Raw genomic sequence first — 16,566 nt, 5'->3', positions numbered from 1 at the left:
CCGCTGGGAGCCGTGCCCTGGAACCACACTGAGAAAAGGCGGGCGGGCTGACGGAGAAAACGGGAGAAACACGAGGAACGCACGGCTCGCTCAATCGGCCGGGCTCAAGCTACGCGTCTGCGCCCGGTCGGCGGGGCGGATCGACTGGACGGCGTCGAGCGTGGCCAGCGGCTCGACGGCGGCCAGCGGCAGCCGCGCCCGGATAGCCCGGTATTTCGGTACGCTGTTCAGCACCGTGCCGCCCAGGGTCTGGATACGCTCCAGCACCGCCGGTGTCACCTCGGCCCGGATGTCCACCGTCACCAGCTCGGTCCCACCGAGCTGATCCCGTCCTGCCCGCCAGGCGTCCAGGAGCTGCGAACTCACTTTCCGTTGGGCGGGGGTGCGCTGGGCCTTCCGGGCCAGCAGCGCCTCGATCTGCCGTGCGGTCGTCGCCGGCAGAGGGTCGCCAGGGGGCGGCTGCGCGGACGGGACGCAGACGGAGCCAACGAACAGCAGGACCGCAGCTGCTCCCAGCACCTCGCAACTCAGAAGTCTTGGCCGCCGGTCTTCAGCATCGCCCATACAGGTCGTATCATACATGCTCCGGGCACACCGCGTAAGCGGCCAGCGCCGTGGCCCGATCTTCCGCCGAGCAGCCAGCCGCTTTTTCAGGCCATGGCCGTCACCCGTTCGTTGATGGCCCGGACCGCCGCATGAGCGGCCAGGGCCGCCCCCTCCTGCCATCCCGGCAGGGCGCTCAACTGATCGCCGGCGAAGTAGATCGCTGGCTGATAGCTGACGGGCCAGCCGCCCCGCTGGAAGCGGACCTTGGGCCAGGCACGGCTGACCCCGGCTTCTATCTCCGCCTCATAGCCGGGATGGAGCGCCTCGCCCTCGGCGATAGCGGCCTGGAGACGCTCGGCCGGCGTCATGGCGGTATAGCGCAGGCCGGGCTCATCGTCCCAGATATAGGCACCCAGAATAATCCCTTTCTCTCGCTGATAGCCGTAGGGCGGATACCAGATCTGGGTAATATCCTGGTCGGTCCAGGATATGCCGCCATAGATACCGTGATCCTCCTCCCAGAAGCGCCGACGCGCCTGGAAACCGATTTTGACCGCCTTGGAGAACTCTATCGACTCGATCGCGGCTTGCGTCTCGGGAGAGAAGTCGTTGCGAATATCCTTCAGGACGGGCGCGGGGATGGTACAGATCGCAAAGTCCGCATCCAGGACTCTCATGCCGCGCCGCCGACGCCGGTACACGATGCGCACGCCGCCGGCAGTCTTCTGAATCGCCCTGACGATGCTCCGATACCGAATCAGATGCTCCAGACGCTCCTCAAAGGCATCGACAATGGCGTCCATGCCGCCGACGGGCTGCAACAAGGTCGGGTTTTGGTCGAGGAATTGGCTGAAGTGGAGCTTGTATTCCCAGAAGTCCGAGCTGAGTAGCTGGCTGAAATCGAGCCGATCGTTGATTTCGCCAGGCGTAAGACCGGCATGGACATACTCGCCCTGATGCCCGCCACGTCCTGATCCCAGGTAGAGATCATCTGCGGCGTCCAGGTCGCCGTAGCTCCTGAGCAGGGCGAGGAGACGCTCCTTGTCCTCGCCCGTCAGCACGTCATCCAGGGCCTCGCGGTTAACCGCCTTGGCCAGCAGTTCGGCCAGATAGCCGCGCGTATCCGTCATCACCTGCCGCGCCACGACGGGATTGCCATCAAAATGCTCCAGGTTGTGGAAAAAGGCCGCCCGGTTGTCGTTGGTAAAGACTTCGAGATCAACGCCGAATTCCTTACAGTAGCCGAGTATGGCGGTGTGGTGGTGGGGAATGCGGGCCGGTCCCAGATTGGCGTACAGATGCTCCTCGGGATCAAAGCCCACCCACTGCCGGCTATCCTCCTCTCTGATGATATCGCCGCTGCGGGCCGTCAGGTTACGTCCGCCGGCCCGATTGGTAGCCTCCAGAATCGTGCACTCATAGCCCGCTTTTGACAACTCATAGGCGGCCACCAGACCTGAGATACCAGCCCCCAGGATGACAACCCGCTTCCCACCGCCCGAGCCGGGCGCCAGATCGGGTGTGGTCGCATGCGCCGGGCCAGCCCCAATCAGGCCCAGCGCATTCATGCTCCGATACACCGCGGCCACCCCGGCCGCAGCGCCGATGGATTGCAGGAATTGGCGTTTCGTCATCTTCGTCGTCATTACGTCTTCCTCTTTATAGTTCTTCCGCACGAAGTCTCGCCACTCCCCCGCAATCAATCGCCGCGCAGCAGGTACTTGGCGGCCAGCCCGATCACAATCGAACAGTACACAACACCGATAGCGGGCGGCTCGTTTGACTCACACCCCCAGCAGGCGCGCCGCATTGCCGCCCAGCACCTTGGCCTGATCTTCGGCCGAGCAAAAGGTGATCGCCTCCTGCATCTCTTTGACACTGTCCGGCCAGGGTGAGTCGGGATGTGGATAGTCGGTGCTGAACAGGATACGCTCGGCGCCCCAGCGTTTAATCACCTCGCCAATCATCGAATCCTCGGACTCGACCGCCCAGTGGAAATGTTCCAGGTACTCCAGCGGCCGTTTCTTGGGCGGCTTGAGATGCACCCGTGGGCCAAACAGCTGCTCGCCAAACTCCCAGCCGGACTCCAGACGGTCAAACAGATAGATCGCGTAGCCAACATTTCCCTCCTCAAAAATGAAGCGCAGATTGGGATAGCGATCCAACAGCCCGCTGTAGATGATGCGGGCAATCGCAATCATGTGCTCAAACGGATGGCCGAGCATCCACCACACCGGATAGTCCCCGGCAAACGGACTGCGCTCTGCCCAGCCCAGCCGTTCCCCGGCGGCGATGTGGGTCTGAAACGGCGACAGCCCGTCCGAGTGCACGATGATGGGCGCCTGCAAATCATTCATCCGGGCGAAAAACGGCCAGAATTCCGGCAGATCCAGATTCTTTCCCCGGACATTGGTTCCGATCACGACGGCCGGCATGTGCAGCTCTTTAATCGCCCGCTCGGCCTCATCGGCCGCAGCCTGGGGGTCCTGTAAGGGCAGATGGACGGCGCCCAGATACCGGCCCGGAGCCCGGCAACTGGATATCATCTCGGCCACGCCGTCGTTGAACCTCCGGGCGGTCTGAACCGCGACCTGGGCGTCAGCCCCATAAAAGAGGTGTGAGGTATGAAAGATGAGCACCTGTTGGTTGATGCCCTCCCGGTCCAGGTCGTCGAGCCGCCGGTCCAGATCCCAGTAGGTGCGCACCTCCAGGGCTGGCTTGCCCGGCCGTGGCACCCTGCCCTGGGGCGGGGCAATGTCCAGCTGAGCCCGACTGAACTCGATCAGATGCCCGCCGTCGGGCAGGATCTCGACCCGCAGCGGACTGCCATCAAGGCCCTTGTTCACAATAAAGTGACTGTCAACATCAATGATGTGCATACGCCTCTCCTTAGCCCTGCTTATGCGTGGACTCTAGCCCGTCCGCCCGACGGAGGACAAGAGAACAGACCCGTCGAGCTACTCGTCCCCCTGTCGACGATTTTCTTGACTTTGGCCGGGCGAGCTGCCATGAGGGGCGTGTGTCCATGTGAGGAGGCGGCCATGACGTTTGCCACGCTCAGACGCTTCACGCTCAGCGCGTTCTTCCTGAGTCTGTGCCTGCTTGCCGAGAGCCGACGGGTTGAGGCGGCACCCCAGGCCCAGTCCTCTCCGAAGACCTGGAAGGCGGTCGCCGAGCTGTCGGCGGCTGAGCGCGCCCGCATCGACCTCTCAAGCCACACCCCCCGGCATCCCGAGATTCCCTACCTGCCGGCCGAGGCGTATCCGTTTCAACCTCCGTATACGGCCGAGGAGATGGGCTATCGGGCCAGCGAGTTTCCGCACTCGCCGCGCTGGTCGTGCGTCCATGCCGACGTGATCGCCTCGATCAACAGCTGGGGACACCTGTTGGAGCAGAGCAATGTGGTGGTCCTGGTCGCCCACCGCAAACCCGAGGGGCTGGTCGGCGAGCTGTATCACACCAAGCCGGGCGAGCACTTTGTGACCTCGCTAGGTCAGTACTCAGGCCCGGCCCAGCGCTACGGCAGCCAGAACCTGTCGCTACGCTACCGGGTCGATAAAGATTTCACCAAGAAGATCGACATGTTCATCTACACCCCCTCGCTACGGCGCGTCCGCCGCCAGCCCCAACCCCGGCGGGCGGATCGCTTTCCGAATATGGCGTTCACCTTTGACGACGGGTTTGGGCGCGACAGCTGGGAGTGGTCGTGGCGTATTCTGGGCACCGACGTGCTGTTCGAGACGGTCCGTTTTCCGCACACTCGTCAGACCATCACCCTGGCCGACGACACCAACAGCTTTCGGCAGATCCCCACCCCGCAGCTCAAAATGATGGGCGACCGCTACCCCTTCTACACCCCGGACGGCGGCGTAGAGTGCTATGTGGTCGAAGCCCGGGCACGTGAGGACTGGCTACCGGACTATTACGCGCCCAAGATCGTGTACTGGCTCGATAAGCATTTTTTCTACCCGTTGCGGATCGAGGAGTATGACCCCGAGGGCAGGCTGATCTTTATCGAAACCCGGATTGCCGACCTGCTCAACCCGGCCCTGGGCGAGCACGGCTACGGCATGCTGATCGATGTGTACTGGGACCTGACGATTGACCTGCTGACCTACTCGGCCCACGACGGCCACCGGGTACGAGCATGGACGGACGAGGACCGCCAGACCTATTTCAACCCGGATTTCATGCGCCGGGTGTGGTTTATCGACGAGGTCAAGAGCCAGGCCGGGATCAACACGCCGGACGAGTTCTGCCTGCGTCCGGCCCTGGATGTCGAGAAGTTCCCGACCGAGCGCACGATTGTCCTGTCCCCCGAACTCCAGGCCCGCGTCGACGCCCAGGAGGCTGCCGGACGGCTCGTCTTCGACAGCCAGCCGCAGACGGACGAGTGAGCCGGCGCGGCTCAGCCCACAAACGCGGGCATGACTTCCTTGACAAACAGCTCGTGAGACTCGGCCGAGGCCGGGATGACAATATGGTAGCTGAAACCCAACTCCTCAATCCGGGTCTGGAGGTCACGCTTGACCTTATCCGGGGTACCCATCAGCAGCAGGGGCGAGCGGAGCGCCGTATCGACATCAGGAAAACCTAAGCGGGTCGCGGTTTTTTCCAGGGCCGGGTCAGCCGGGTCATGGCTCAGGTGGACCAGCAGCAGGGCGCTCAGCTCAAGGTCCTGCGGCTCACGCCCGGCCGCTTCCAGATAGCCGTGCAACATGTCGAGGCGGCGTTTCAGATATGGGGTGTCGAACTTGACGGTCATCACCGGGTCGTTCACAAAATCCTTGCCGTTGAAGATCGGGGGAATGATATTCAGCAGGTCGGCTTCGGCCACGGCGATTTTGAGTAGGCCGCTGCCCGAGCCGCCGAGCATCAGCGGCGGGTGGGGTTTTTGAACTGGACGCGGGTTGTTGTACGCCTTCCGAATCGAAAAATAGCGGCCTGCAAACGTGGGCTCGGCCTGGGTCCACATGGCCTTGAGCACCTGTACGGTCTCGGCCAGCTGCTCTAAGCGTTCGGCGTTGGACGGGTACGGGTAGCCGTGCGCCTCGTACTCGTCCTGCTTCCAGCCCGCGCCCAGGCCGAGCGTCAGGCGACCCTGACTGACCTGGTCGAGGGTCGAGGTGATCTTGGCCAGCATCGGGGGCGTACGAAACGAAGCGGCCACCACCGACGGCACCAGACGGATGCGTTCGGTCACCGCGGCCACCGCAGTCAGGGTGGTCATGCTCTCCAGCTGGGGGGTTTGGGGTAGACCCAGGGGGCTGAAGAAATGATCGTTGATCGAAACCGAATAAAATCCCTCGCTCTCGGCCCGCAGGGCCGCCTTCTTGGCAGCCGCAAAGTCTCCGGTGGGTAAGAATATGCCAAACTTGGGCTCGTGCATCCGCTGCTCCTCTCGCATTGAGTCGGTCTTGGCCCATCTATACCACAAGCGAGGCGGCGGCAATTCCCAGGCGGGGCGGCGACCGTCTTTCTTGACTTTGAGCCGGCCAGCTGCCATGAGAGGCGCGAGCATCACCACACCGCGTAAGGAGGACACGATGAAACTCGGGATCGAAATGTTTGCCACCGATTATGCGATCCGCCCGGATGAGCTGGCCGTGGCCTGTGAAGAGCGGGGCTTTGAGTCGGTCTGGTTTCCGGAACATACCCATATTCCGACCAGCCGCAAATCGCCGTTTCCCGGCGGCGGGGACCTGCCCCAGGAGTACTCGCACACCCACGATCTGTTTGTCGCCCTGATGGCTGCGGCGGCCGTGACCAGCACCATCAAGGTCGGCAGCGGGATCTGCCTGGCCATGGAACGCGACCCCATCACCATGGCCAAAGAGGTCGCCTCGGTCGATCAGCTGTCTAACGGGCGCCTGATCTTCGGCATCGGCGGGGGCTGGAACGCCGAGGAGATGGAGAACCACGGCACGCCGTTCAAGAAACGCTGGAAGGTGTTGCGCGAAAAGATTGAGGCGATGAAGGAGATCTGGACCAAGGAAGCGGCCGAGTATCATGGCGAGTTTGTCGATTTTGATCCGATCTGGAGCTACCCCAAGCCGGTTCAGCAGCCGAATCCGCCCATCGTGCTGGGCTCGCACACATCCAACGGCCTCGACCGGGTGGTGCGCTACTGCGACGGCTGGATTCCCAACGCCCGTCGCTATCAGGACATTCCGGGCATTATCGCCGACCTGCATGACCGCGCCCGCAAGGCCGGCCGCAAGCCCGACAGCATCTCCATCTCACTCCTGGGCGCTCCCAACGAGGAAGATACCCTCAAGGAGTACCGGGACATGGGTGTGGAGCGGGCCATCTTTTTCGTGCCGCCGGTGGAAAAGGAGAAAATGCTGCCCATCCTCGACGAGCACGCCAGCCTGATCGCCAAAGTCGCCTGAGCCGCAACACCAGTCGGGAGCTGGAACAGTGTGGCATTGCGTAATAGGTCTGGTCCTGTCCGTGCTGCTGGGCGGTCTGGCCGCAGCTGAGACGTTTCCTGAGCCGCAGCCGCCGCTGGGCGCGAGCTGGCGGATGTCGGTTGAGCAGGTCCAAGAGCTGGCCCAGCTCGACCGCAGTCCGGCCGGAGACCTCCGCCACAGCCATGCGGTTCGGACCAATAGCCGGACCGAACTGGTCGCCCGCTGGCAGGATCGTGCGGTCAGCTTCTTGTTTGTCCGAGGCTTTGGGCTGTACGCGGTCGGCATCGAGATGGTGCCGTGGACGGTCCAGCATACGATCACCGAAGCCGACCTGGTGCTGCGCGAGCTGACCTATAACGCTCCGGTGCGGCTTGCGGTGGCCGGCAAATATGGCCGACCGCACGGTATCGGCGCCGTGTGGTCAGCCCAGGAGGTCCTTCCCCTGGCCCAGAGCCGGTCCGACCCCTACAGCCGGGCCAGCCTGATCGACTGGGGCTATGACCAGCGCTGGCTGATCTGGCGTGGCCAGACGACCCAGCTGGCCCTTGGCGGCCAGTCGGTGTGGTACGCCGGACGAGACGGCCTGACCCATCACTGGCGGCTTGAGCAGCCCGAGAACCCCGATCATCTGATCGGACAGACCAAGACCGAAAAAGAAGACGCCCGCCGCCAACGACTCGAAGCGGCGCGCCAGCAGCTGCCGTCACAGGCGCGCCAGTTTGAGCAGTTCTTCTAGCCGCCGGCTCAGACCGCAGGACGCGTATCGGGCAGAACCTTACGTTCCTTGAACAGCCACTGCCCGTCAATCTTTGCGATTTGATCCTCGTAACGGCCGGAGATGACCAGCTCGGTCTTGCCCTCTGCGGCGTGGGTCATCAGCAGGTAACACTCGGCGCTGGCCCGCTCGCCCTCGACCTCGATCAGCACGTTCATCACACAGTGACGCGGCTGGTGCGCCCCGGTCCACTCCCGGTAGCGCTGGGTGAACTGCCGCAGCTTGTCCGCGCCCTGCCAGCGACCCAGAATCGGACTGTCGAAAACTCCGTCCGGGGTAAAACAACCGACCCACTCCTCATAGCGGCCGGCGTCAATATGGAGACAATATCTGGTCAGCAGATCGCGGATCGCTTCTTTGTCCTCTAATACGCTTGACATACCATCCTCTCTTTCGTGGCGGCGCAGTGTGGCTGGGCGGCCTAGGGCACGGTAGTCGGCAGAACGACGCCCAGGATCTGGCCGTCACGGTGGATCTGCATGGAGACGTCCTGGCCGTGCTCTTCTCCCATCCTGGTCTGGAAATCCCTGATGTTCCTCACCGTCTTGCCGGCGATAGTCAAAATGATGTCGCCACGACGCAGATGCCCCTGAGCGGTCGCACTCGTCTCAACATCGGCGACCAGGACGCCGCGGGTGCCCGGCAGCCGGAACACGCGGGCCAGCTCCTCGCTGATGTTCTGGACGGTCACCCCACGGCTGCGCACGTTCCTTGGATCGTCCACGGCCGCGCTTTGCGGCCGCTCGGGGTCGACCGGCAGGGCTGTCTCGAGCAGGCTGCGGGCAACAAAAATCGGCCGCTCGAAGCGCAGCGCCAGGGCAATCGCATCGCTGGGACGGCTGTCAATCTCAAGCGGCTGACCGGCCGTGGTCAGATGGATACGGGCGTAGTAGGTGCTGTCTTTCAGCTCGCTGACAACCACTTTGTCGAAATCAACGCCAACCTGAACCAGGATGTTCTTCAGCAGATCGTGGGTCAGCGGCCGCGAAACGGGGTGTCCGCGCAGCTCAAGCTCAATCGCCCGGGCCTCAGCCACGCCGACCCAGATCGGCATCATCCGGGTCTGAGCCTCGTCCAGCAGGAGGACGACCGGCGAGCGGGAGACGGGGTCAAAGCCGATCCGCTTGACCGTGACCTGGACCATGGCCGGCTCGGTCCCATCGGCCGCGTGGCAGGCGCTGAGCGGCAAACTCAGCAGGCCGCCCAACACCACACACCGCACACCAGAGCTGAGCGCCGACCCGAGGGAGGAAAAAGAAAAGCCTTGGGGACACCTGCGCCTGCTCATAGGAGCCTCCTGTCCGGATGCGGGCTGTTCGGCGCGACTCAGCACTCGTCCTTCTATTCCTTTCCCCTAGCTAGTATACTTTCCGGCCATGGGCAAGCCACATCCGCTCTCCCCCCAGTCTGCCGGCCTGGTTCGGGCCGATACCGCCCAGCTGTACCGCTTTTTCCTGCGCTATACCCAGCGCAGCTTTGGGGAGCTGGGCGTGGGGGACCGGGCGGTCGTCACCTATGTGGCCGAGGTCTTGACCAATTTTGCTCAGACCGACCGGCTGTACCGGCTGGACACTCCGACCGTCCGTCAGCTGGACAGTGTGGCCGAAACCCTGGCCGACCAGCCCGTGCTGCAGACGGACGCCGGAGTCGGCCAGGACACCTCGACGGGCCTCTGGCGCGAGCGCACGGTGCACAAACACCTGGGAGACTATACGCTGTTCATGAGCGGTCTGTTTCGTGCCTATGTCGAAAAGCTCGACGCCCTTGACTCCTATATCCAACAGGGTCGCCAGGCGTATCAGCAGGTGTCCAAGCTGGACGTGAGGCTGTATCAAACCGGCTTTCTGCTGTTCGAGGAGTTGGCCAAAAACTTCGAGTACTACTCGGGCGCGCTGGACTACATGCGCAAAGCCCACTTTGCGGCCGGTCCGGGCGAGAATCCGTTTGGGCAGTTTCTGCGTCGCGTTGAGGGCTGGGTCAAAACGCATCTGTCCCAGAATTGAGCAGCGCCCCTCGGGCGACGTGGAAGCGAAGCGTGCGAGCCACGAGCCGTGACCCAGCCCAGCCGGCCGGGCAAGACTGGTACGAATGGACGGTCCCAGCCCAGGACGACCTGCTGCGTCTCGACAGTTTCCTGGTCCGCCGGCTGCCGGGCGTGTCACGGCGGGCGGTTGGTGCTCTTATCAAGGCCGGCCACGTCTGCCTTAACCGAGGACTGGGCAAAAAGGGCAGCCGGGTTCGCAGCGGCGACCGCATACGAGCCCAGGTCCAGCTGAGCCTCAGACCCAGCCCGTCGCTACCCGTCCGACTGGTCTACGCCCAGGGCGCAGTCCTCGGCCTTGACAAGCCCCCGGGTCTGCCCAGCGTTGCCCTGCGCCTGAGCGATACCCACACGGTCGCCAACTACCTGGCAGCCCATTACCCGGAAACCACGCTGAGCAGCCTGTCGTCACGCGCGCCGCTCGAAGCCGGTGTGGTTCACCGGCTCGACACCCCCACATCGGGATTGCTGTTGGCAGCCCGCACGGCTGCGGCCTACACGGCTCTGCGCGCCCAGTTCTCGGACCGCCGTATTGTCAAAGACTATCTGGCCTGGGTGCACGGGCAGCCGAGCGGCCGGGAACTCGACGGCAGCAGACGCTTTTTTCTGATGCCCGAAGGCAGACGGGGACAGCGCATGCGGGTCGTCATGGCCGAGCGCGGCCTCGACCCTCGACAACGGGCCCAGGAAGCGATGTCCACCTATACCTGTCTTGAGACGCGCGCCGGCTACAGCCTGATCCGCGTTCGGCTGCACACCGGGGTGCGCCACCAAATCCGGGCTCATCTGGCCGCTCTGGGCTATCCGCTGGTCGGCGATACCCACTACGGCGCTCCGGCCGGGGCGTCCCGCCTGGCGCTGCACGCCGAGGCGCTACGCTTTGTACATCCCGAGACCGGGCAAAGCGTGCGGCTCTTCAGTCCGGCCGGGCAGGATTTCCGACCCGAGGAGAATGGATTGTGCTAGGCGGCCGCTCGGCCTTTTTTCCTGGTTTTTTCCCGATTTTTGGCGCAGGGCGCACACAGGTTGGCGACATTATTAGGATCTTCGACGAGTCCCTCGTCGAGGTTATGGCAGATCTTCTTGCAGTCGAGGCAGATGAAATAAATGCCCTCGATCGTCTTATTGATGCGTTCCCGGTTGAGAACCCGACCTTTGAGCTTCTCGACCCGAATCCCGAGCAGTTCTTCATAGCGCCGCTTGATCTTGAGTCGCCCGGCCTCGTCTTTGGGGAGTTCCTCTTCGGCAGTCTCGTCCGAGTGCTCGTCATCGTCGAACAGGACCACGTCCTTGCGGACTTTCTCTTTTTTACTCGCTCGCGGCATGCGCGTCCTCCTCCACATGGGCCGACGGCCAGGATCGACAGTATAAAAAGGCAGGAATGGGCGGGTGGATGAATCTCTCTTCATATGGGATGAGGCTGCGAACTGTCAAGAGTTCTTGTCGAGCCGAGGGGGGCGTGGTAGGATAGCGCAATGCGGGTTACCCTCCTGCCGCAAAACCAGACTGTGACATTTCCAAAGCGCATGCGTGTGGCCGCCCTGCTGAACAAGCTGGATCTGATCCCGGGCACGGTCATGGTGATTCGCGGCACGGCGCTGCTGATAGACGAGGACCTGATTCAGGAAGACGATGAAATCGAGATTCGGTCGGTTATTTCGGGGGGCAGATGAAGTGTAAACGCTGTGGAGAGCGGGCTGAAATCCAGCTCCGTTCGCATAACGCAGCCTTCTGCCGCTCGTGCTTTGTGCTGTACTTCCAGCGTCAGGTCGAGCGGGCCATTCATAAACAGCGCATGTTCACCCCTCAGGACCGGGTTCTGGTCGCCGTGTCGGGCGGCAAGGACAGCCTGGCGCTGTGGGACGTGCTGCTGACCCTCGGCTATCAGACCGAAGGCGTATACCTGGCCCTGGGCATTGGCGACTATTCGGACCAATCGCGGCACAAAGCCGAGGCCTTCGCCCGCCAGCGTGGGGCGTCGCTACGGGTCGTCGAGCTGTCCGAAGACGCGGTGGCGGTGCCTGTTGCGGCGCAATTCACCAACCGGGTGCCGTGTGCGGCGTGCGGCATGATGAAGCGCCACTTCTTCGACCGGGCCGCGCTTGAGGGCGGCTTCTCGGTCCTGGCCACCGGCCACAATCTTGACGACGAGGCCGCCCGCCTGCTGGGCAACGTTCTGCACTGGCAGACCGACTACCTGGCCCGCCAAACCCCGGTTCTGGAACCGAGCCACCCCAAGTTCGTCCGCAAAGTCCGCCCGCTGTACCGACTGGGCGAGTTGGAGTCTGCGGCCTACGCCTTTTTTCGCGGCATCGACTATGTAATCGACGAGTGCCCCAACAGCGTCGGCGCAACCCAGCTGCACTATAAAGACACGCTCAACCGCCTCGAAGCCACAATGCCAGGCACCAAGCTCAATTTTGTCCAGGAGTTTCTGCGCTCGGCCCAGCCAGCCTTTGCCGCTGCGAACGACAGCCCGCCCCAGACCTGCACCGAGTGTGGCATGCCGTCCTTCACCCCGGTGTGCGCCTTCTGCCGTCTGCTTCAGGAAGTCAAACGCAAGCAGCAGCGTAGCGCTGCATAATACCCAGACATCCACCATTTCTTCATTCATCGTTCATCATTCACCCATGCCTTCCCCCCGCTCTCTCCTCCACGCCGGCGATAACGTGGTGTTTATCGACCGCAAGGAACGCGAGTACCTGCGCGCCCTCAAGGCCGGCGGCCGGCTGTCGCTGCGCGGCGGACAGCTGGCTGCGGACGATATTATCGGCCTGCCCGAGGGCAGCCTGATTCGGACGCCTAGCAATGAAGCCTTCTGGGTTTTTCGGCCGAGCTACGCCCACCTGATTCCCAATCTGCCCCGGCGGGCTCAGGTCATCTACCCCAAGGATGTCGGTCCGATTCTGTTGTGGGGCGATATCTTTCCGGGTGCGGCCGTGCTCGAAGTCGGGGCCGGACCCGGAGCGCTGAGCATTGCCCTGCTGCGGGCCATCGGGCCGAACGGCAGCCTGACAACGGTCGAGGCGCGGCAAGACTTCTGTGACATGGCGCGGGAGAACGTCGAGCGCTTTTTTGGTCCCGCCCCGACCTGGACCCTCCAACACGGCGACGCCTACGAACACATCGACGTGCCCGAGGTGGACCGGGTGGTCATTGATGTGCCCGAACCGTGGCGGGTCATTCCCCACGCCGCGCCGGTCCTACGGCCGGGCGGTGTGCTGCTGGGCTACAGCCCAACCACCTTGCAGGTCAAAACCCTGGTCGATGAGCTGCACGCCAACCCGTGCTTTACCGCAGTCGAGGTCATGGAAAACCTGCTCCGCTTCTGGCACGTCACCGACATGTCGGTCCGTCCCCACCACCGGATGGTCGCCCATACCGGTTTCATCATGGTGGCCCGTCGGACGGCCGAACCCGCGCCCTCCCCGCCCGTATCGTCCACATAATGTAGGGGCAGCCCCCCGTGGCTGCTCTCACTGCCACCGGTCCGGCGACCGTCCTGTCCCCCTGCCCTGGTCCGTCTCAAAGCATTGACGCGGGCGAAACAATCCCGCTAGAGCATTTTCAGTGATCTCTGATGCGTGCTTCCATGTCTCGCCCGAGGCATGTCCCACAGCCTCGCCCGCAAAGCCATGACTCAACATAGGGTGAAAATGCTCTAGAAGAGACCAGAGATGCCCACAAGGGGGAGCCATGCCGAAAGTCTTATTCGAGAAAAAAGACCACATCGCCTATGTCACGATCAACCGCCCGGAACGGCTCAACGCCTGCGATTTCGAGACCTACCAGCAGCTGGCCGAAATCTGGCAGGAATTCCAGGACGACAGCGCGCTGCGTGTCGGCATTCTGACCGGGGCTGGCGAGCGCGGCTTTTGCGCCGGCAGCGATATCAAGGCCAACTATGTGGACCGCGCCGAGGGCGAGCCGCCCAACAGCCTGTTCCCCGTTCTGTTAAATCTGACCAAGCCTATCATTGCCGCCATCAACGGCCATGCCAACGGCGGCGGCCTGGAACAGGCGCTGGCGTGTGATATTCGTGTCGCGGCCGAGCACGCCCAGTTCGGGCTGGGCGAGGTCCGCCTCGGCTGGCTGCCGGGCGGCGGCGGCACCCAGCGTCTACCGCGCCTGATCCCGCTCGGCCGCGCGCTTGAGATGCTGTACACCGGCAACCGCATCGGCGCTGACGAAGCCCTGCGGCTGGGTCTGGTTGACCACGTCGTGCCCATGGAGCAGCTGATGGGCACCTGCCAGGCGATCGCCACCGAAATCTGCAAGAGCGCTCCGCTGGCGGTCCAAAAGATCAAGCAGGCTGCGCTGCGCGGTCTCGACCTGCCGCTGGCCGACGGACTCAAACTCGAACGCGAGCTGTTCAACTTCCTGATGGAGACCGAAGATTCGCGCGAGGGCGCCCGGGCGTTTGCCGAAAAGCGTGATCCGCAGTGGCAAGGCAAGTGATAGAGGGGTTTTCGCATGAGCCAAGCGCCCAGCATCCCGGACGAAGCCATCCACCAGGCGGCCAGCCTCCTGCTATCAGCCACACACGTCATGGCCCTGACCGGCGCCGGCATATCGGTCGAGAGCGGCATTCCGCCGTTTCGCGGACCGGGCGGCCTGTGGACCAAGTATGGCGAGCCGCCGATGAACGGCTATGAACGCTTTTTGGAAGACCCGCAAAAAGCCTGGCAGGAGCGCCTGTCGCCCTCGGGCCCGACAAAAGAGATGTGGACCAGGCTTGAGGTGGCCGAGCCGAATCCCGGCCACCAAGCCCTGGTCGAGTTGGAAAACATGGGCGTTCTGCGCTCCATGATCAGCCAGAATGTCGATAATCTGCACCGTCGGGCGGGCCAGCGCGAGCTGATCGAAATACACGGCAACTACACCCTTATCCGCTGTATCGAGTGTACGACCCGCTTCCCTGCCTCCGAGGTTCCCCTGCACACCCTGCCGCCCGAGTGCCCACGCTGTCACGGCATCCTGAAAAGCGATACGGTCTCCTTTGGCGAGCCCATCCCCCAGGACGTTTTGGAGCAGTGCTACAGCCAGACCCAGCTGTGCGACTGTATGCTGGTGGCCGGCACCTCGGCTACGGTCTATCCGGCCGCCGCCTTCCCCCTGGCCGTACGCGAGAAGGGCGGCCAGCTGATCGAGGTCAACCTGTATGAGAGCGAACTGAGTCCGCTCAGCAGCCTGAGCCTGCGCGGCCCCTCGGCCGAGGTCTTGCCCCGACTGGTAGACAAGGTGAAGGAACTTCGCGTATAACCCAGGGTCCTGACCCAGGAGAGGACGATGAAGCAGTGGTTCGCCTTATCCGCCATTGGACGTGACCGACCCGGGATTGTGGCCGATCTGGCCGAACTGATTTACGAGTGTGACTGCAACCTTGAAGATTCCAGCATGACGATGCTGGGTGGCGAATTTGCCGTGCTGCTGCTGTTGTCGAGCCAGGCCCACAACATCGAGCCGGCGCTGTCCAGCGCCTGCAAACGGCTGGAGTGGGAAAAACGGCTGACCGTCTTTTTCCGGCCCTTGCAGGGCGAGCCGCGTCCCTACGGAACGGGCCAGCCGCTTCAGGCGTATGAGCTGCGTGCCACCGGCGTGGATCAGGCTGGCATCGTGGCCAAGATCACCCGCTGCCTGGCCGAGCACGGCATCAACATCACCACCCTGCACACCCACAGCCATCCGGAGCCGGGCAGCGGAACGGCCATCTACACCATGCAGGTTCAGCTCGATATTCCGGCCGCGGTCGGCATCCCGACCCTGCATCAGCGCCTGGAGGCGATTGCCGACAGCCTGCACATTCATATCGACCTGATGCCCATGGCGGGCCAGGAGGACGGGCTGGGGACGGAGACAAGGAGACAGCTATGAAACTGGGATTCATCGGCCTGGGTAATATGGGCAACAACATGGCCATGAACCTGCTCAAGACCGGCCATACTCTTCAGGTCACCGACCTGCGGCGCGAGGCCGGAGCCAAGCTCGAGGAGGCCGGAGCGGTGTGGGTTGACAGCGCCGAGCAGGCCGCCGACGGCGCCGACTTCAGCTTTTTGTCGCTGCCTATGCCCAAAGACGTGGAGCACGTCGTGCTGGGCGACGGGGGCGTGCTGGCCGGCTGCCAGACCGGGCACACGATTGTGGACATGAGCACCAACGCCCCGACCGTAGTCAAGGGCCTGGCTGAACAGTGCCGGGCCAAGGGCGTGGATTTTCTGGATGCGCCGGTCAGCGGCGGGGTGCGCGGGGCGCGCAACGCCAGCCTGGCCATCATGGTCGGCGGGGACAAGGCGGTGTACGAGCGCTGCGAGCCGCTGCTCAAGGCGATGGGCGAGAATGTCTTCCACGTTGGCGATATCGGGGCCGGCAATGTGGCCAAGCTGGTCAACAACATGCTGGCCTTCATCCACATGATGGGCGCGGCCGAAGCCCTGGTGCTGGGTACCAAGGCCGGGGTTGACCCCAACGTCCTGTGGTCGATCGTCAAGGCCAGCAGCGGCGGGAGTTTCATCTGGAACGCGGGCACCCGAGCCATCCTGCGCGACCGGCTGGCGCCAACGTTTACCATCGACCTGGCCCGCAAGGACATCGGTCTGGCGACCGGCTTGGCGGACGAACTCCAGGTGCCGCTCAAAATGGCCAAGATGGCCGAGGAGCTGATCGCTGGCTATCAGCAGAACGGCTACGCCCAGGAGGACGTGCTCGCTACGATCAAGGAATTGGAAAAACTCACCGGCACAACGGTCCGGGGGACGTGGCGCGATCCGGCCTGAGCCGACCGCGTCCGCTAC

Annotated in this window: 19 protein-coding genes; 12 read left to right on the top strand and 7 right to left on the bottom strand. The window is 63.4% G+C overall.

The genetic code is table 11. From position 1 onward, the window contains the following. Window positions 1-90 precede the first annotated feature (90 nt). The 3 genes from J4F42_14955 to J4F42_14945 form a co-directional block, all read right to left on the bottom strand. Window positions 91-564, bottom strand: a complete 474-nt coding sequence (locus tag J4F42_14955; protein ID MCE2486811.1) for a hypothetical protein — start codon at window positions 562-564, stop codon at window positions 91-93. Window positions 565-650: 86 nt separating this feature from the next. After that, complete coding sequence (locus J4F42_14950; protein ID MCE2486810.1) at window positions 651-2,114, bottom strand: FAD-dependent oxidoreductase; 1,464 nt, start codon at window positions 2,112-2,114, stop codon at window positions 651-653. A gap of 216 nt (window positions 2,115-2,330) precedes the next feature. Further along, window positions 2,331-3,425, bottom strand: coding sequence for an amidohydrolase (locus tag J4F42_14945; protein ID MCE2486809.1), 1,095 nt, complete (start codon window positions 3,423-3,425; stop codon window positions 2,331-2,333). A gap of 162 nt (window positions 3,426-3,587) precedes the next feature. Here J4F42_14945 and J4F42_14940 point away from each other — a divergent pair, with 162 nt between their 5' ends. Further along, a complete protein-coding gene (locus J4F42_14940) occupies window positions 3,588-4,943 on the top strand; it encodes a DUF1329 domain-containing protein (protein MCE2486808.1) in 1,356 nt (451 codons plus the stop codon). Between the two features lie 11 nt (window positions 4,944-4,954). On the opposite strand, the gene J4F42_14935 is transcribed toward J4F42_14940, so the two are convergent. Then, a complete protein-coding gene (locus J4F42_14935; GenBank protein MCE2486807.1) occupies window positions 4,955-5,935 on the bottom strand; it encodes an LLM class flavin-dependent oxidoreductase in 981 nt (326 codons plus the stop codon). A gap of 157 nt (window positions 5,936-6,092) precedes the next feature. Here J4F42_14935 and J4F42_14930 point away from each other — a divergent pair, with 157 nt between their 5' ends. Together J4F42_14930 and J4F42_14925 are read left to right on the top strand one after the other, a co-directional pair. Then, window positions 6,093-6,938, top strand: a complete 846-nt coding sequence (locus tag J4F42_14930; GenBank protein ID MCE2486806.1) for an LLM class F420-dependent oxidoreductase — start codon at window positions 6,093-6,095, stop codon at window positions 6,936-6,938. A 28-nt stretch (window positions 6,939-6,966) separates the two neighbouring features. Then, window positions 6,967-7,695 (top strand): hypothetical protein, encoded by a 729-nt coding sequence (locus tag J4F42_14925; protein MCE2486805.1) that lies wholly within the window; start codon window positions 6,967-6,969, stop codon window positions 7,693-7,695. An 8-nt stretch (window positions 7,696-7,703) separates the two neighbouring features. On the opposite strand, the gene J4F42_14920 is transcribed toward J4F42_14925, so the two are convergent. Both J4F42_14920 and J4F42_14915 read right to left on the bottom strand, forming a co-directional pair. Further along, window positions 7,704-8,114, bottom strand: a complete 411-nt coding sequence (locus J4F42_14920) for a nuclear transport factor 2 family protein (protein MCE2486804.1) — start codon at window positions 8,112-8,114, stop codon at window positions 7,704-7,706. A 41-nt stretch (window positions 8,115-8,155) separates the two neighbouring features. Next, window positions 8,156-9,022: a bifunctional nuclease family protein gene (locus J4F42_14915; GenBank protein ID MCE2486803.1), complete on the bottom strand. Its 867-nt coding sequence runs from the start codon at window positions 9,020-9,022 to the stop codon at window positions 8,156-8,158. A gap of 88 nt (window positions 9,023-9,110) precedes the next feature. On the opposite strand from J4F42_14915, the gene J4F42_14910 reads away from it, so the two are divergent. Both J4F42_14910 and J4F42_14905 read left to right on the top strand, forming a co-directional pair. Further along, on the top strand, window positions 9,111-9,737 hold the full coding sequence (locus tag J4F42_14910; protein ID MCE2486802.1) for a hypothetical protein: 627 nt from the start codon (window positions 9,111-9,113) through the stop codon (window positions 9,735-9,737). 32 nt (window positions 9,738-9,769) lie between these two features. Then, entirely contained in the window at window positions 9,770-10,741 is a 972-nt protein-coding gene (locus J4F42_14905; protein MCE2486801.1) for an RluA family pseudouridine synthase, read from the top strand. On the opposite strand, the gene J4F42_14900 is transcribed toward J4F42_14905, so the two are convergent. Beyond that, complete coding sequence (locus J4F42_14900; GenBank protein ID MCE2486800.1) at window positions 10,738-11,100, bottom strand: hypothetical protein; 363 nt, start codon at window positions 11,098-11,100, stop codon at window positions 10,738-10,740. The two genes, J4F42_14905 and J4F42_14900, sit on opposite strands and share 4 nt — an antisense overlap. Window positions 11,101-11,250: 150 nt before the next feature. On the opposite strand from J4F42_14900, the gene J4F42_14895 reads away from it, so the two are divergent. The 7 genes from J4F42_14895 to J4F42_14865 all read left to right on the top strand — a co-directional run bounded on the left by J4F42_14895 (window position 11,251) and on the right by J4F42_14865 (window position 16,548). Beyond that, window positions 11,251-11,448: a MoaD/ThiS family protein gene (locus J4F42_14895; GenBank protein ID MCE2486799.1), complete on the top strand. Its 198-nt coding sequence runs from the start codon at window positions 11,251-11,253 to the stop codon at window positions 11,446-11,448. After that, window positions 11,445-12,359, top strand: coding sequence for an adenine nucleotide alpha hydrolase family protein (locus J4F42_14890; protein ID MCE2486798.1), 915 nt, complete (start codon window positions 11,445-11,447; stop codon window positions 12,357-12,359). Before J4F42_14895 ends, J4F42_14890 begins: the two co-directional genes overlap by 4 nt. A 46-nt stretch (window positions 12,360-12,405) precedes the next feature. Further along, window positions 12,406-13,224, top strand: coding sequence for a tRNA (adenine-N1)-methyltransferase (locus J4F42_14885; protein ID MCE2486797.1), 819 nt, complete (start codon window positions 12,406-12,408; stop codon window positions 13,222-13,224). Window positions 13,225-13,471: 247 nt separating this feature from the next. Further along, window positions 13,472-14,233, top strand: a complete 762-nt coding sequence (locus J4F42_14880) for an enoyl-CoA hydratase/isomerase family protein (protein MCE2486796.1) — start codon at window positions 13,472-13,474, stop codon at window positions 14,231-14,233. A 15-nt stretch (window positions 14,234-14,248) separates the two neighbouring features. Then, window positions 14,249-15,037, top strand: coding sequence for a Sir2 family NAD-dependent protein deacetylase (locus tag J4F42_14875; protein ID MCE2486795.1), 789 nt, complete (start codon window positions 14,249-14,251; stop codon window positions 15,035-15,037). Between the two features lie 27 nt (window positions 15,038-15,064). Then, window positions 15,065-15,649, top strand: a complete 585-nt coding sequence (locus tag J4F42_14870) for an ACT domain-containing protein (protein MCE2486794.1) — start codon at window positions 15,065-15,067, stop codon at window positions 15,647-15,649. Then, window positions 15,646-16,548, top strand: a complete 903-nt coding sequence (locus J4F42_14865; protein MCE2486793.1) for an NAD(P)-dependent oxidoreductase — start codon at window positions 15,646-15,648, stop codon at window positions 16,546-16,548. Before J4F42_14870 ends, J4F42_14865 begins: the two co-directional genes overlap by 4 nt. Window positions 16,549-16,566: the final 18 nt, after the last annotated feature.

The sequence above is a fragment of the Desulfurellaceae bacterium genome (genome assembly GCA_021296095.1).
Classification (GTDB): Bacteria; Desulfobacterota; Binatia; order Bin18; family Bin18; genus JAAXHF01.
This window is presented reverse-complemented; position numbering and strand designations above follow the sequence as displayed.

Coding starts and splice junctions, on each gene's coding strand:
- J4F42_14890 (MCE2486798.1), top strand. CDS start 11,445: ATGAAGTGTAAACGCTGTGGAGAGCGGGCTGAAATCCAGCTCCGTTCG.
- J4F42_14945 (MCE2486809.1), bottom strand. CDS start 3,425: ATGCACATCATTGATGTTGACAGTCACTTTATTGTGAACAAGGGCCTT.
- J4F42_14885 (MCE2486797.1), top strand. CDS start 12,406: ATGCCTTCCCCCCGCTCTCTCCTCCACGCCGGCGATAACGTGGTGTTT.
- J4F42_14920 (MCE2486804.1), bottom strand. CDS start 8,114: ATGTCAAGCGTATTAGAGGACAAAGAAGCGATCCGCGATCTGCTGACC.
- J4F42_14895 (MCE2486799.1), top strand. CDS start 11,251: ATGCGGGTTACCCTCCTGCCGCAAAACCAGACTGTGACATTTCCAAAG.
- J4F42_14955 (MCE2486811.1), bottom strand. CDS start 564: ATGGGCGATGCTGAAGACCGGCGGCCAAGACTTCTGAGTTGCGAGGTG.
- J4F42_14950 (MCE2486810.1), bottom strand. CDS start 2,114: ATGAATGCGCTGGGCCTGATTGGGGCTGGCCCGGCGCATGCGACCACA.
- J4F42_14915 (MCE2486803.1), bottom strand. CDS start 9,022: ATGAGCAGGCGCAGGTGTCCCCAAGGCTTTTCTTTTTCCTCCCTCGGG.
- J4F42_14930 (MCE2486806.1), top strand. CDS start 6,093: ATGAAACTCGGGATCGAAATGTTTGCCACCGATTATGCGATCCGCCCG.
- J4F42_14900 (MCE2486800.1), bottom strand. CDS start 11,100: ATGCCGCGAGCGAGTAAAAAAGAGAAAGTCCGCAAGGACGTGGTCCTG.
- J4F42_14865 (MCE2486793.1), top strand. CDS start 15,646: ATGAAACTGGGATTCATCGGCCTGGGTAATATGGGCAACAACATGGCC.
- J4F42_14870 (MCE2486794.1), top strand. CDS start 15,065: ATGAAGCAGTGGTTCGCCTTATCCGCCATTGGACGTGACCGACCCGGG.
- J4F42_14910 (MCE2486802.1), top strand. CDS start 9,111: ATGGGCAAGCCACATCCGCTCTCCCCCCAGTCTGCCGGCCTGGTTCGG.
- J4F42_14940 (MCE2486808.1), top strand. CDS start 3,588: ATGACGTTTGCCACGCTCAGACGCTTCACGCTCAGCGCGTTCTTCCTG.
- J4F42_14935 (MCE2486807.1), bottom strand. CDS start 5,935: ATGCACGAGCCCAAGTTTGGCATATTCTTACCCACCGGAGACTTTGCG.
- J4F42_14880 (MCE2486796.1), top strand. CDS start 13,472: ATGCCGAAAGTCTTATTCGAGAAAAAAGACCACATCGCCTATGTCACG.
- J4F42_14875 (MCE2486795.1), top strand. CDS start 14,249: ATGAGCCAAGCGCCCAGCATCCCGGACGAAGCCATCCACCAGGCGGCC.